The sequence below is a fragment of the Paenibacillus solani genome (assembly GCF_001277345.1).
Taxonomy (GTDB): domain Bacteria; phylum Bacillota; class Bacilli; order Paenibacillales; family Paenibacillaceae; genus Paenibacillus_AQ; species Paenibacillus_AQ solani.
In genome coordinates this window covers 224,047-237,161 of record NZ_LIUT01000001.1, presented here as the reverse complement: position 1 = coordinate 237,161, position 13,115 = coordinate 224,047, and the positions used below count along the sequence as shown (strand labels likewise).

At 47.1% G+C, this 13,115-nt stretch carries 18 protein-coding genes; all 18 read right to left on the bottom strand.

All coding sequences use genetic code 11. From position 1 onward, the window contains the following. Positions 1-6 precede the first annotated feature (6 nt). Positions 7-183 (bottom strand): competence pheromone ComX, encoded by a 177-nt coding sequence (comX, locus tag AM231_RS28940; protein WP_165593362.1) that lies wholly within the window; start codon positions 181-183, stop codon positions 7-9. A gap of 179 nt (positions 184-362) precedes the next feature. After that, complete coding sequence (locus tag AM231_RS01075; RefSeq protein WP_165593361.1) at positions 363-1,283, bottom strand: polyprenyl synthetase family protein; 921 nt, start codon at positions 1,281-1,283, stop codon at positions 363-365. Positions 1,284-1,415: 132 nt separating this feature from the next. After that, positions 1,416-1,805, bottom strand: coding sequence for a GntR family transcriptional regulator (locus tag AM231_RS01070; RefSeq protein ID WP_082341522.1), 390 nt, complete (start codon positions 1,803-1,805; stop codon positions 1,416-1,418). A gap of 3 nt (positions 1,806-1,808) precedes the next feature. Then, positions 1,809-2,003 carry a DUF4177 domain-containing protein gene (locus AM231_RS01065; RefSeq protein WP_053489769.1) on the bottom strand — a complete coding sequence of 65 codons (195 nt, stop codon included), beginning with the start codon at positions 2,001-2,003 and terminating at the stop codon, positions 1,809-1,811. Next, positions 1,982-2,749, bottom strand: a complete 768-nt coding sequence (locus tag AM231_RS01060; RefSeq protein WP_054400925.1) for a nitroreductase family protein — start codon at positions 2,747-2,749, stop codon at positions 1,982-1,984. Before AM231_RS01060 ends, AM231_RS01065 begins: the two co-directional genes overlap by 22 nt. A gap of 40 nt (positions 2,750-2,789) precedes the next feature. Further along, a complete protein-coding gene (locus tag AM231_RS01055; protein ID WP_165593360.1) occupies positions 2,790-4,202 on the bottom strand; it encodes a YcaO-like family protein in 1,413 nt (470 codons plus the stop codon). Then, a complete protein-coding gene (locus AM231_RS01050; protein WP_054400923.1) occupies positions 4,169-4,771 on the bottom strand; it encodes a TOMM precursor leader peptide-binding protein in 603 nt (200 codons plus the stop codon). The genes AM231_RS01055 and AM231_RS01050 overlap by 34 nt, the downstream gene beginning before the upstream one ends. Then, positions 4,768-5,592 (bottom strand): daptide-type RiPP biosynthesis methyltransferase, encoded by an 825-nt coding sequence (gene mpaM, locus AM231_RS01045; protein ID WP_054400922.1) that lies wholly within the window; start codon positions 5,590-5,592, stop codon positions 4,768-4,770. The genes AM231_RS01050 and mpaM overlap by 4 nt, the downstream gene beginning before the upstream one ends. An 18-nt stretch (positions 5,593-5,610) precedes the next feature. Further along, positions 5,611-6,453, bottom strand: coding sequence for an SDR family NAD(P)-dependent oxidoreductase (locus tag AM231_RS01040; protein WP_054400921.1), 843 nt, complete (start codon positions 6,451-6,453; stop codon positions 5,611-5,613). A 16-nt stretch (positions 6,454-6,469) separates the two neighbouring features. Next, positions 6,470-7,708 carry an ABC transporter permease gene (locus AM231_RS01035; RefSeq protein WP_054400920.1) on the bottom strand — a complete coding sequence of 413 codons (1,239 nt, stop codon included), beginning with the start codon at positions 7,706-7,708 and terminating at the stop codon, positions 6,470-6,472. Continuing rightward, positions 7,705-8,604, bottom strand: a complete 900-nt coding sequence (locus AM231_RS01030) for an ABC transporter ATP-binding protein (protein ID WP_054400919.1) — start codon at positions 8,602-8,604, stop codon at positions 7,705-7,707. The genes AM231_RS01035 and AM231_RS01030 overlap by 4 nt, the downstream gene beginning before the upstream one ends. Positions 8,605-8,607: 3 nt before the next feature. After that, positions 8,608-9,765 carry a daptide biosynthesis intramembrane metalloprotease gene (gene mpaP, locus AM231_RS01025; protein ID WP_054400918.1) on the bottom strand — a complete coding sequence of 386 codons (1,158 nt, stop codon included), beginning with the start codon at positions 9,763-9,765 and terminating at the stop codon, positions 8,608-8,610. A gap of 96 nt (positions 9,766-9,861) precedes the next feature. Continuing rightward, positions 9,862-9,999: a daptide-type RiPP gene (locus tag AM231_RS28745; RefSeq protein WP_165593355.1), complete on the bottom strand. Its 138-nt coding sequence runs from the start codon at positions 9,997-9,999 to the stop codon at positions 9,862-9,864. 81 nt (positions 10,000-10,080) lie between these two features. Continuing rightward, positions 10,081-10,215 carry a daptide-type RiPP gene (locus AM231_RS30155; protein ID WP_278044598.1) on the bottom strand — a complete coding sequence of 45 codons (135 nt, stop codon included), beginning with the start codon at positions 10,213-10,215 and terminating at the stop codon, positions 10,081-10,083. Positions 10,216-10,288: 73 nt separating this feature from the next. After that, positions 10,289-10,405 (bottom strand): daptide-type RiPP, encoded by a 117-nt coding sequence (locus AM231_RS30325; protein WP_321178258.1) that lies wholly within the window; start codon positions 10,403-10,405, stop codon positions 10,289-10,291. Between the two features lie 214 nt (positions 10,406-10,619). Beyond that, the gene (locus tag AM231_RS30320) at positions 10,620-10,736 is read right to left on the bottom strand and encodes a daptide-type RiPP (RefSeq protein ID WP_321178258.1); all 117 of its coding nucleotides are present in this window, start codon (positions 10,734-10,736) and stop codon (positions 10,620-10,622) included. Positions 10,737-10,949: 213 nt separating this feature from the next. Further along, on the bottom strand, positions 10,950-11,066 hold the full coding sequence (locus tag AM231_RS30315; protein WP_321178258.1) for a daptide-type RiPP: 117 nt from the start codon (positions 11,064-11,066) through the stop codon (positions 10,950-10,952). Positions 11,067-11,781: 715 nt separating this feature from the next. Continuing rightward, complete coding sequence (gene mpaD / locus AM231_RS01020; protein ID WP_054400917.1) at positions 11,782-13,113, bottom strand: daptide-type RiPP biosynthesis aminotransferase; 1,332 nt, start codon at positions 13,111-13,113, stop codon at positions 11,782-11,784. Positions 13,114-13,115 lie beyond the last annotated feature (2 nt).

The window sequence follows — 13,115 nt, the reverse complement described above, 5'->3', positions numbered from 1 at the left end:
GGTAAATTAGCTCCAATACATTGCTTTCATCGGTTCCTTGCTTATATCACCCTTGACACGAAGCACATCCATCAAAGCCTTCTGTTCCACACCACTAATCCCCGCCAGCTGAATCTGACCCGATTGAACCTTCATCATCGATCCTGCGTCTTGCACCAATGCTTGAATGAATTCCTTTAACATTATAAATCCCTCCATATTGGTTTTATTATTGAATACGCTCTTCTTAAAACCAATATAACAGGGCACCCATATGTTGGAAACGATAACATCCTCCGTATTTCCCGCTAACAGAATTGCGGTATATTGCGTGGATTTGCGGTGGCAGGTTGCGGTGATGGATGATCTAATGTATTTTCAATCTATTCAGCGAAAGCAAGCATCTGTTCTTTCCAATGCGGCTCCACATTCAGCTGCTCGATCAGCTCTAAATAGCGGTAATAATGCGTTTTCATGCGAACTGACGTATACAACAGCGTTCCTGTCGACTCGATCAAACTCTCTATTTCGCTCTTGCGCTGCATAATATCCTCAAACAGCAGACGCCCTTCATAATAATCTACAATCCAACGATCTTTATCCGAGACGGATTGCAGCAAGTACAGGGTGGGCAGTGTTTTCTTGCGATTAACAAAATCATTTTTATGATCCCAATTGAGCAGATCGCGAATATCATTCTTGATTTGCGCAGCGATTCCCAGCTCTTCTGTATAAAGCTTCACCCCTTCGATCCATTCCCCGGTAGCCAGAACCGTGCCGAGCATGCTGGCTGCAACCAACAGGGCAGCGGATTTCTGAGATACCATGATCATGTAATCTTCTTCTGTATGTATGTCATTGAACAGATCCCTCATTTGTCCGTTGATCGCAATCAGGACCTCCTGACTTAACACCCGGGCTGCCTGCAGCTTACGTTCAGGAGGAAAGCTTGTTGAGAGGATCATTTCTACGGGGAGAGTAAGCAGCCCAATTCCGATATTCAGAGCAATTTCTGGGGGAAACTGATTCCAAACCATTTTCTCATTATCCTTGTCCTGAATATCGTCAATGATGTCCAGGCTGAGCATCATCATCTCGGCAGCAGCAGCTACGCGATAAATATCCTCATGATCCGTACCGCCGAACATCCGGTAATGAAGCACCGTCATTTTACCTAACAGCATGGATTCCTGAAGCTTATTTTCAAGACATAATATGGCATGCTCATACAGCTTCGTCATATGAAAATAGTTCTGCAAACTGCTACGCAGCTCCGCCTCTATCATTTCCCCACATCTCTCCAATTGAGAACCTCCCTGCACAGAAATTATATTTTCTTCCATTTACTTAATATATTCCATAACTATGAAGTTTCTCCTTTTTTTCGATGCATTTAACAACGATAAAAAACGCCATAAAGGCGTTTTATTCGCTGATCACCCCTCTTCAATTAGCAGCCGATCCAATATGTCCACCATCTGGTTCGAGTTGAAATGATACATTTTACCGATCTGTACAGCTTCCTGGAAAGCGCGGAGCACTTGCCGCTCGCCCCATGTTCGGATCTTACTGGGGTCATAGTTCACAAATGTACCGATCCCTTTCTTTACAAGAAGAAGTCCCTCTCCTTCAAGATCGCCATACACCCGGCGAACGGTAATCAGACTGCAATCAAGCTGCCCGGCAAGCTCCCGCAGAGAAGGGAGCAGGTCGCCATGGGACAGACTGCCGCTTATAATTAAGCCTTTCAGTTGATCCCGAATTTGCACATATAGCGGCTCGCTGGATTCTTCCCGAATCCGTATGGAAAGCAACTGCTGTTCCATCCGTTAGGACTGGACAGGCCGTTCAAATATTAAATCGAAATGATTAGCCGTACCAAAACCTTGCGTGCTCGGAGCAAAAATTTGAAACAGTCTCCAGCCCTGCCTAGCATGCTCATGGATAATCTCCTGATAATCCTTCAGTGGTTTATTCTCAAGAAAACCCTTCAGCTCAATTTTCACAAATTTATATTCGTACATATTAACTCCTCCTCCCGAAATGTAAGAACCGATAATACAACCTCATAGTAGCCGTCAATTCCAAGCAGTTCATGGACCGCCTTATCATAAAAAGTCATCAGCGGAGAAACTTTGCTGCCGCTTTCCTTCGTGCATTGCAGCAAGCGCTCAGTTAACCGCCCTCCTTCAAGCAAGCTCAGGCGATATCCGCGTTCACCAAACAATTTCATCGATCGGTGAAGATTGGCGGTAATAAACACTGCGCCATCGCCTTCTTGAACTCCCATGCCCGGATCGAATGCCGCCTCATGCCAGTTGGGGTCAATCGGGCCCTTAACGAACTCAATATATCCCTCGGCAGGGCTACAGTAGAATAACTCAAGCTCTTGGCTTATCCGGTTCTTAGACAGAAGGTAGATGTCCGGACTATCGAGCGAATGAGCCGCACCAAGCTCCCTCAAGCTCTCAAAGTCCTTGTACGGCTTCACATTCTCCTGCAATTCATCCAAGCGGTTTGCCAAGTTCGCAATGAAGGGATGTTCCTTTCGATCCAGCTTTTTCATACTATATCGCGGTGAGGCATAATACCGTTTGGCTGGTGTAACCGTCTGATTCATTTGTGAAAATAGCCTCTTCAGCATCTTCATCCGCGAGCGGGTTAACACATCAAACTGCGGGTACAGATTGGAGTTATGATGATAAGTCAGCGCAAGACGCTCCTCTTCGACCTCCTGATCAGACCGCCAATCCATATATTTGATCTGCATATATATCACGTCCTCATCGTTATAATATAGTCCTGCAGCATTAAGGAAACGGATGCGGACTGTTATTCAGATCCTCTGGCCTGATCGGTTCACTTCGCAACCCAAGCTCGACTGGTGTTTTGTAGATTCTGTCGCTCGTCACGAGACGCTCTTGCTCACTGCGAGGCAGCTGAACTGTGCCAGGAATGATCATTTTGACGACATGGAGTCCGAGCTGACGAACATCATCGGTCGTTACATCTACACACAACACCTCTAGTCCACGCTTGCTGAGACAATCGACAATGTACTGAAGCCGATCGGTTTCAGGGGCCAATGCGATAGAAGCATCCTCGTGAATTCCTCGAATTTCATCAGAAGCGACCGTGAATGCCAGCTCTTCATTGGCAAATGGCTGTTCATAATAAGGAAGCCTCAGGCCATAATCCGTGACTTGATGCGGCAGCAGAGAAGGCAGCGTCTTGGAATATATCTGCGCCTTGTTACCGATAAACAACTGGCTGATTTCCATCAATGTTTTTCGTACGGCGTCTTCCATCGACAGGCGGGCCGAACCGCCTACGGAAACTTTACCATCCCTGGTTGTCAGCAGACCGAAAGCGGATGGAATGCCAATATCACTTGTCGTATCAACAACGGAAAGGGTAAATTTTGATGGATCGAGTAACTCTTTGAACTGCTCGGATACTGGCGTTTCAAGAATATCCAGCCGTGGCAGGGAAAGCGAGTTGTACCACATGATCATAAACGAATCTCGCTCGATAATTTCCAGCAGCCCCGAAATCATGGCCTGCTCCTTCGTGCTGCCTGCAGCTGAGCCGGTCATTAAACCGAAACATATGGACTCCTCATCTCCGCTCTGAGGAATATATGAATCCCAGGCTATAGCCGCCGGCACCCATTTGGTGCGCCCGGTCGTGAGACTGTAGCTCTGTATCCATCTAATCCTGGACTGTTCGGTGAACGGTCGATACGGGAATTGCCACTGTTCATATTGCTCCTTAGTAAACAGGGGCAGTTCATCCGGATGCAGTGCGTCCCCTTCAAGCTCATTCCACGCGGCTAATACCGTGCGCTCCGGAATTACGTAAGCAGCGCAGTACCTCTCAACGGCTTCCGCCACTGCGGAGGTATTCGCTTCTTCTGGCGTAAACCCCATCCCGCTTGCAAAGAAATCGATCAAGCCATACTGCTCCTGCCCGAATAAACGGGGATTAGCCGGTGTCGCCAAGCTAAGGAAAAGACGAGGATCACCAGGGTCCGAACTCATATTCATCAGTCCTCTGACGATTCCTCCCTGCGGGCTGATCGCTAATCTCAAATGCTCCGGTAATGTTGACGTCAATCCCTTGTTAGCTGAATTACCTGTCTCGAATTGACTTCTACTCCATGCGCCCGACCTGCGAATTAGCGCCCGGCTCATGGTTCCAGCACCAGTTCTGCCTCTTGCCATGACTGCGCAGCCAGATGAGCTTGCTGTCTCGCTCCGCATGATGGACAAGTTGGCAGTTTATACGCAGGATTCACATCCCCCTGCAGGTGGAAGGGATCAAACTCAATGATATGACCCAGCGACAGCGGCGGAAAGCTGTTGGTCTGACGGGTAATCCATTTCACTGCTTCAATCGCAATGATGCCGCTCAGTACAGACCAGGACAAATCAAAAATGGTAGACTTCGATTCCAGAAGCGGAAGCCCGTGAGAGCGGGTCCGCAGCTGTACACATTCAAAGCATGCAGAGCAATTCGGTACAATGATGGGCCCGATCCTGCCGGCCGAATTCGAGAATTGAACCGGCAGCCAGGTGATTCCTTGCTCAAGAGCATAGGTATTAAAAGCTTCCCCCCGGACCTCCGCCTGGAGGACCAGCGTTAGCTCGGAGTCCGGATTCACATCCTCAAACCGGCTAACGACTTCGGTCACAACACCCAGATCCTTCAACAAGCCTTCTATCGTTTCCGCCGTGTTAGCTGCCTCAGGGTCACATACAATGGTTACAAGGTTCCGCTCGCTACTACTCATTGCAGACCGCCTTTCTCAAGAACAAGGCATTTCACATTGCCTTCACCCTCAAGGTTGTAGGTACGAGTCTCAACAAGTTGGAATGCGGATTCTCCGATCACGCGCAGCAGGTCCTCCTCCGGAAAAAACTTCTTGAATGTGGAGCCGAAGAAGCGCTTCGTTTCCCCTTGCTGAATGACTTCGGCATAAAAATTCATCACCGCGCTTTGCTTCTCCAGATTTTCTTCCTCGCCCATAAGTACGAATTGCTTGTTCTCCGGTCCAAGATTCAGCGTAATCCCGTTCACCCTTCCCCCACGCACGGCGGAGTTATGTTCCTGGTTGGACAGCACATAATCAAAAATGAACCGCCCGCCATCTTCTAAATGCCGCTCTACTGTTCCGAGCATCCGTCTGAAATCCTCCAGCTCACGCAGCAGGCTGATGCTGGTCGCAGACAGTATAATCAGCGGAAATTTCTCACCGAGTTCAAAATCGGTCATATCCCCCTGCCGTACATCGATCCGGCTTCTCAATCTCGCCGGTAATTGAGACTGCTTCTTGCGGCATATATTGAGCATATCCTCGGACAAGTCGAGCCCGACTACTTGTATTCCCCGGTTCGCCATATGCATCAGGATTCTGCCCGATCCACAAGCGAGTTCAAGAACTCTGCCCTGCCCGGCGTGGCCTCTGGCCTGTTCCAGCAGAAGAGGTATATCATAGTCTGTACGGCCCGCAACGGCTTCATAAAATTCGGAGTAGTAACCTTCATATAAATCAAAATCATAGCTATTCGGCATATTCAAATCTCTTAAATCCTTAAACATTCCAAAATACATTGTCTCACGCCTCCTTTTTTATTGAATCGTCCAGCCGCCATCCACGATCAAATTATGTCCGGTAATCATACCGGCTGCATCTGTGGCCAGAAATAGCACTGCATTCGCTACATCCTCGGGCTCCGCAAATTTGCGAAGCGGAATCTTCGGCAAGTTCGTCCGCTGGAATTGGGCATTCTGGATGATACTCTGATTCGCATCCGTAACGACAAATGTCGGAGACACCGCGTTGACTCTGATTCCATATTTCGCCCACTCCATGGCCAAAGATTTGGTTAAATGAATCAGGCCTGCCTTGCTTGCACAGTATGGTGCACGATTCTCGTTAGCAACGACCCCATGCTGCGAGGCAATCATCACGATCGAACCTTTCTTGTTCCGAACCATGATTTTGGCAACTTCCTGAGTGAGAAAGAAGGTTCCCTTCAGATTAATGTCCACCACGAAGTCCCATTCTTCCCGTGTTAAATTAAGTGCCGGCTGCAGCAGATTTACGCCTGCATTGTTGATTAGATAGCGCAGGTCAACGCCCTGCTCTTCAATGGAGCGAATGCATCGCTCGACGCCTTCATTATTCCGAAGATCCAGCTCTTCACAATAGGTACCGACTCCATACCGATCACGAATCCTACCGGCTACATCCTCTGCCTGCTCCATCAGCTCAGGGAGCTCTGTCAGCACCAGAGAGGCGCCCTTCCTCGCAAACTGCTCGGCAATTTCAGCTCCGATGCCGCGTCCGGCGCCCGTTACGAGCGCCCATTGACCGACCAGTTTATGTGCCTCTTGATCCAGAACCAATTCATCTCGAATCTTTGATGTCAAATCGGGTTGTTCCAGTACTCTCACATCAATCGCCATCATGATCCTCCTCCTTTCGTTATAAGGACCTCATTGCTTTGTAAATAAGCTTCGGCGTCGGCTTTTGTCCATAGAGCAAAACTCCGACTTGATATACCTTGGCAGACAACCAGCAGGCTCCGAGCGTGCACAGAAACAGCACCAGTGTCGGGAGCAAAATTTCAATCCATGTCGGGTCTGACATCCCGATCCGGATAAACATCATGAATGGAGTTATGAATGGAATGTAAGAACCGATAAGCGCTGCTGTGCTGTCCGCATCTGCCAGATTGAAGAATGCGTAGAACAGACCCAGCATCAGCAGTAAAGAAATCGGCATGATCACCTGGTTGAGCTCTTCACTGCGGCTGACAAGAGACCCTGCGGCCGCAAACAAAGACGCGTAGAAGAAGTAACCTAACATGAAGAAGACAACGAGCATGGCTACTGTTTTTCCATCAAAGACCGAGAAATCGATCTGGAAGCCAATGAACTCCAATTTGGAACCGGAACCAGAAAACATAAGCATCAGAGAAGCTGAGGCGATAATGATGGAGAACTGCAGCAGTCCTGCGAGCCCAACCCCAAGGATCTTTCCATAGAGTAGTTGGATAGGACTTACTTTGGTGATTAGAATTTCTTTCACTCGGGATCCTTTCTCGATCGATATCGAAGTTGCTACATTAGCACCGAAGAAGTAGATCAAGAAGTAGAGGAGAAACATAATCAAGTAAACGGGGAAGTACATGGTCATCATCGACTTGCTTCCAACCTTCAGTTCTTCAACCTCCACCTGAACGGAGGCCGTCAGTCTTTCTTTAGCCAATGGCTCAAGCTCCAGCTTATTCATCTCTGAAAATGTATATAAGTTTTGAACATATCTGTTGAGCTCTGTCAGGTAGCCTGAAGCATCATCCATTTTATTAACAGTCAGGTTTAATACAGGCTGATTGCCTTGTTCACGAATGGTCACAATCCCAAGCACATTGCCCTCTTTCTCCAATTCCGCCTTCTCCTTGGCCAGGTCGGCCTCCTGGATGAGCCGCCAATTATAAGAGTCGGACACTTGCTGCTTAAATCCTTCGGTATCCGTGACAATTCCCGTGGTATCCAGAACCGCGATATCTCCTTCGCTCATATGCTGTATTCCTCCAATAAATTTGGGAAGGAAGACCAAGGCTGCCATGATCAGAATCATAATCACTGTCATGATCTTGAACGCTTTGGAACGGACCCGTTCCATGAATGAATAGCCAAATACTAATCCGAATTGTCTCATGATACATCCCCCACTTTTTCGATAAATATTTCATGCAGCGTCGGTTCCTTGATCTCAAATTTCAACAGATCTATACCCTGACTTGCTAAGCGCTGCAGCAGTTCATTGCCTTGCTCCTCATGTTCAAGAGTAAGCTGCCATTCATGAGCGTTCTGGCTCTCGCCTTGATTGAAACCAAAGGCTGCCAAATGCGGATTCAGATCGTTCTCACTTCGCAGCACCAGATTCCGTCGTCCGTAAGATTTCTTAATATCCATCAAATTGCCGGATACCATCATTCTGCCTTTTTTCAAAATACAGATCTCCTCACAGAATTGTTCAACATGACCCATCTGATGACTGGAGAATATCATCGTTTTCCCTTTGCTCAGCTGTTCCTTCACTACAGAAGCCAGCATCTCCGAGTTGACCGGATCGAGGCCGCTGAATGGTTCATCCAGGATGACCAGCTCCGGATCGTGAATCAACGAGGAAATGATCTGAACCTTCTGCTGATTTCCTTTGGACAGTTGCTCTACCCGTTTATGCTCATGCTCTTCAATCCCGAGACGCTTCAGCCAATCTCGCATGGCCTTGATTGCACTCACCCGGTCCATCCCTTCTAATCTTGCGAAATAGACCAGCTGCTCACTCACCTTCTCTTTTGGATACAGGCCCCGTTCTTCCGGTAGATAGCCGATACTCGGGCGGTTCGCCAGAATCGGAATCCCGTTCCAATGCACATCTCCTGCATCATAATCAACCAGGCCGAGTATAGACCGGATGGTCGTTGTCTTTCCCGCACCGTTGCCGCCCAGCAGCCCAAAGGCCTTACCTGAATTAGCTGTCAGCGATATTCCGTGCAGTACCGTTGTTTCTCCATAATTTTTCACTAAATTTTTCACTTCGAGTGTCATAATTTACACCGCCTTGTTCATTTTGATCATAAATTTGGCTCCATGATAGAGCAGTACGCAGGCAATGCCTGCCGTGATGATAAAGCTAGTGGCGCCCAGAAAGGAATACATCCGCTGCTGAATACTGTATAGCCCCCATCCCCAGAAACAAGGGGTGAACAGCGCAGCCGCGCAGCCGTAGACCAGCAAAATACTTCTTTCCTTCAAGCTTTGCGCTCCTCGATTGCTTTTTCGCCATGGTGTGAGAAGTTTGAAGAAAGCCTGAAATGCTTTGGTGCGGAGATTGGTGATCCCAAGTCCATGACTCAGCATCCAATATCCGTCTAGCTTCACCAGCGGTAGCATATTGATCATGCTCAGCCCCAGATTTGCAATCCCATACAAGAAGAGCACCGGAATTGGCATTTGATAGCTGGCGAGTGTGTAATAGAGCACAAATGCGATCGAGGTCATGATCCACTGACTGAAGATCCCTGCGAACAATACGGACAGCTTATGCCTCTTCTTCTTAAACTTGTAGGTATCACTCACATCGCAATACATCGCCGGACTTAAGTAGAACAGCATCACTCCCATCTGCTTGACACGCCCTCCATAATATTTGCATGCCATTCCGTGAGCAAACTCGTGTACAACCGTTGTTAGCAGCAGCATAATATAGATCATGACGTAGCTTCCGAATCCAAACTGATCAAACGAAATACCGTTTATAATGGTTTCATCGCGGACAAGCAAAGTTCCTGCCGTCAATATGAGGAGGGTATAAAGAACAATTGCGACCGGATGCAATAAGGCACGAATTACAGGCATCATTGACGTTAACCACGAATCCGGATTGACTGACAAAAACTTAATGGCTGTGATATCATCGATTTTCCAGTTAAGCTTCCACTTTTTCTGTGAATCACCGTTGGCCTCGGCCGGAGTGCTATCAAGAAAGCCCCATTCCTTGAACTTGTCGTACAAAAACGATCTCTCTTCATCCGTCAGACTACCTGTATACTGACTTTCCGCAGATTTCAAATCCGCTTCCTGTGTTAGCAGGCGAAGGAATTCAAGCTCCCTCACACCTAACTTCACATATTTATGACTGGCTATATGTTGAACCAAGTATTGGCCATTATCGGTCTCATGAACTTCCAAATGACTTGCCAGTTCCATCAGATTTCACCTCATACTTTCATTAGAGTTATGTAATTCTCCTCTCCCGCCGGCTATCCACCTGACGAGAGAGGAGCCTTCAAACAAATTCGGGTATTAAGTCAATGCGATTACTGCAACGACTCCACCAGCGATGACCACACCTGCAGCCACACCTTCAACAAAGTCTCTTGCGTTACCTGGTGCAGAAACGTCCTCCAACAGCTCCATTTGCAAATTCAGCGTATTATTCATATTCATCTTCTCCTTATAAATTAGATTTGGTTTTGGATTCATTGCAGATAAATTAATAAGTTCCATTTCTTAATGTTAAGCCTAGGTCAGGACGACGATCGCCGCTCCTGCAATGATACCAACGCCTACAGCTACGCCAGCCAGATATGCTCCATCTCCAGGTGCTATTACGGATTCCATTTCCTCGAATTGCAGAGCCAGTGCTTGATTTGTCATTGTAAATTCCTCCATTTAATTAGTTTTTTGATAAAATTTTATAAAATGAATCGTGATATGTGTACTTATTGGATTATGTCAAAGCTACGCCGATTCCCACGCCTACAGCTACGCCGATCGCTACTTCATACCAGCTCGGAGCTGCTACGGCTTCCATTTCTTCGAATTGCAAGGACAGATTCTTTTGCATTTAGCTCACCTCCTTTGCATCAACTTGTATTGCAATATTGAAAATTGTAATTAGAACAGTTTAGTAATCGGATCAATAATCATAATCGGTGGGATCACCGGCAATAACGGTATTACTGGACCGATGATGATTGGCCATATACCCATCATTTCACTCACCTCCCAGACAGAGAATTTGGAATGTATTTATATAGATCACCTCAGTTGTCTGAGTATTATGTCAGTGCTACGCCGATTCCAACGCCTACAGCTACACCAATCGCTACTTCATACCAGCTCGGAGCTGCGACTGCTTCCATTTCTTCGAATTGCAAGGACAGATTCTTTTGCATTTAGCTCACCTCCTTTGCATCAACATTATTGCAGTTGAAGTTATTGGAATTAGAACAGTTTAGTAATCGGATCAATAATCGTAATCGGTGGGATCACCGGCAATAACGGTATTACTGGACCGATGATGATTGGCCATATACCCATCATTTCACTCACCTCCCAGACAGAAAATTTGGAATGTACTTGTATAGATCACCTCAGTTGTCTGAGTATTATGTCAGCGCTACGCCGATACCTACGCCTACAGCTACGCCGATCGCTACTTCATACCAGCTTGGAGCTGCTACGGCTTCCATTTCTTCGAATTGCAAGGACAGATTCTTTTGCATTTAGCTCACCTCCTTTGCATTAACTTGTATTGATTGCAGTTGTAGTTATTGAAAATTGGAATTAGAACAGTTTAATAATCGGATCAATAATCGGTGGAAACACCGGCAACAACGGAAGTATAGGACCAATGATTGGGAATATCCGCAGCATTACACTCACCTCCCAGATAAAGAATTTAGAAATGTATTTATATCGATCACCTCAGTTGTCTGAGAATTATGTCAGCGCTACAGCAGTTCCGAAGGCGGCTCCTGCAATAATTGCGACTTCCAGCCAACCCGGGGCCGCCACAGCTTCCATTTCTTCGAATTGCAAGGACAGTTTCTTTTGCATGTCAGTTCACCTCCTTTGCAGAGACTTTTTACTAACCGATTTATAGGGTGCTACTGGATGTATAAGTAATGGTTTATTACTATGAGAAGATAATTGGAATAAGTGGAATAAATGGGAGAATAGGAATTATGAACATGTTTTCTCACCTCCTTACAGCCAATTTTTATATATGTTTTATTACAGGAAGATAATCGGGATGATTGGAAGAATAGGGAACATAATTGGAAGAAGTTTCACCATGCTGCTCACCTCCTTACAGGAAATTTGTAAATCTGATTAATAATGTCTATCCTGTTTGTTTAACCAGGCCTTTAGCCACTGGGGAACCAGATAGCCTTGGAGTTCATTTATCTTGCTGGAGAGATTATGTTTCAACCATAATCACCTCCCTTCAAGCACCTTTTTGATCAACTGCACCATCTTCTCCACCTCATGCTCTTGAATGATGAAGGGTGGGAAGAGATGAAATCCGGTTGTTAAATTTGGGGTGTTAAACGGATATACGATGAGCCCCCGGCGTTTCAGCTTGCTCACAATTTCTGCGAGTCTTTCGGGCGGAAGGCATGCCCCTGTTTCCTTGTCTGCCGTCAGGGCTACCCCTACCATGAGGCCTCTACCCCGGACCTCCAGGAATAACGAATGGTTACCTAGGGCTTGCTCAAGAGACAGACGAAGCTGCATTCCCTTTCGTTCAATGGATTCCAGCATTCCCGGCTGCTGGAGCACTTTCACTGTTGCAATACCGGCAGCACAAGCAATCGGGTTACCGTTCTGTGTAGATAGATGCTCTATATGAGATCCGGCAGAAGCAAAAGCTTGCTGAATCGAATCGCTGAACAAGGTCGCTCCCAGCGGTAAATATCCGCTGTTAATCCCTTTGGACAGACATAGAATGTCGGGAACGACACCGCTATGCTCGAAGCCAAACATCTTACCTGTACGCCCCATCCCGGTCGCAACTTCATCAAATACCAGCAATGTATCGTGCTTCCGGCACAATTCCTGAACCTTGTGGAGATACCGGTCAGGCAAGGGTATAATTCCACCAGAACCAATGATAGGCTCTAACAGGATGCCGGCAATTTCAGACCCTTTCTGTTCGAAGAGCTGCTCCAGCTGCAGTATTTTCTGGTCGAGGCATTCATCCGATATATGACCTGGGGTGCAATGGCTGCACACCGGTACGGGATGGAAGTGGAACCCCGGCACTTTGGGTCCATAGCTCTCGGAAATTTCCTGATCGATTCCGCTCGCACTCATCGAGCCGTAATAGCTGCCGTGATAGGATTTATCCATGACAACAATCAAGGTTTTGCCTGGCTGGTTGCGAAGAGAATAATATTTGCGTATGAGTTTGATTGCCAGCTCCACGGATTCGGAACCCGTGCAGGTATACGCCACCTTTGACAGTTGTGGTGGGGTAATACTGAGCAGTGTTTCGGCGAACTCCAGCGTTGTCGGATTGCTCTGGTCTACCGGATTGACGTACGGAATCGCATCCAATTGGTCCACAATAGCTTGCCGAATGTCCGGGTGTTGGTACCCCAGCGATATATTCCATAGTCCGCTTATTCCATCCATATACGTTTTTCCATTCGTATCCTGCACATAGATTCCGTCTCCGACCGCGAGCGGTGTTATTTCCTCTCCCACTCGCACATCCTTTAAGGGATGAACCATTGGATACGAAGACACTGCGCTTGTGGTTAACATAG

Excerpts from the sequence above, each read along its gene's own strand:
- comX (WP_165593362.1), bottom strand. The coding sequence starts at position 183 with ATGTTAAAGGAATTCATTCAAGCATTGGTGCAAGACGCAGGATCGATG.
- AM231_RS01070 (WP_082341522.1), bottom strand. The coding sequence starts at position 1,805 with ATGGAACAGCAGTTGCTTTCCATACGGATTCGGGAAGAATCCAGCGAG.
- AM231_RS01065 (WP_053489769.1), bottom strand. The coding sequence starts at position 2,003 with ATGTACGAATATAAATTTGTGAAAATTGAGCTGAAGGGTTTTCTTGAG.
- AM231_RS01060 (WP_054400925.1), bottom strand. The coding sequence starts at position 2,749 with ATGCAGATCAAATATATGGATTGGCGGTCTGATCAGGAGGTCGAAGAG.
- AM231_RS01055 (WP_165593360.1), bottom strand. The coding sequence starts at position 4,202 with ATGGCAAGAGGCAGAACTGGTGCTGGAACCATGAGCCGGGCGCTAATT.
- AM231_RS01050 (WP_054400923.1), bottom strand. The coding sequence starts at position 4,771 with ATGAGTAGTAGCGAGCGGAACCTTGTAACCATTGTATGTGACCCTGAG.
- mpaM (WP_054400922.1), bottom strand. The coding sequence starts at position 5,592 with ATGTATTTTGGAATGTTTAAGGATTTAAGAGATTTGAATATGCCGAAT.
- AM231_RS01040 (WP_054400921.1), bottom strand. The coding sequence starts at position 6,453 with ATGATGGCGATTGATGTGAGAGTACTGGAACAACCCGATTTGACATCA.
- AM231_RS01035 (WP_054400920.1), bottom strand. The coding sequence starts at position 7,708 with ATGAGACAATTCGGATTAGTATTTGGCTATTCATTCATGGAACGGGTC.
- AM231_RS01030 (WP_054400919.1), bottom strand. The coding sequence starts at position 8,604 with ATGACACTCGAAGTGAAAAATTTAGTGAAAAATTATGGAGAAACAACG.
- mpaP (WP_054400918.1), bottom strand. The coding sequence starts at position 9,765 with ATGGAACTGGCAAGTCATTTGGAAGTTCATGAGACCGATAATGGCCAA.
- AM231_RS28745 (WP_165593355.1), bottom strand. The coding sequence starts at position 9,999 with ATGAATAATACGCTGAATTTGCAAATGGAGCTGTTGGAGGACGTTTCT.
- AM231_RS30155 (WP_278044598.1), bottom strand. The coding sequence starts at position 10,215 with ATGACAAATCAAGCACTGGCTCTGCAATTCGAGGAAATGGAATCCGTA.
- AM231_RS30325 (WP_321178258.1), bottom strand. The coding sequence starts at position 10,405 with ATGCAAAAGAATCTGTCCTTGCAATTCGAAGAAATGGAAGCCGTAGCA.
- AM231_RS30320 (WP_321178258.1), bottom strand. The coding sequence starts at position 10,736 with ATGCAAAAGAATCTGTCCTTGCAATTCGAAGAAATGGAAGCAGTCGCA.
- AM231_RS30315 (WP_321178258.1), bottom strand. The coding sequence starts at position 11,066 with ATGCAAAAGAATCTGTCCTTGCAATTCGAAGAAATGGAAGCCGTAGCA.
- mpaD (WP_054400917.1), bottom strand. The coding sequence starts at position 13,113 with ATGTTAACCACAAGCGCAGTGTCTTCGTATCCAATGGTTCATCCCTTA.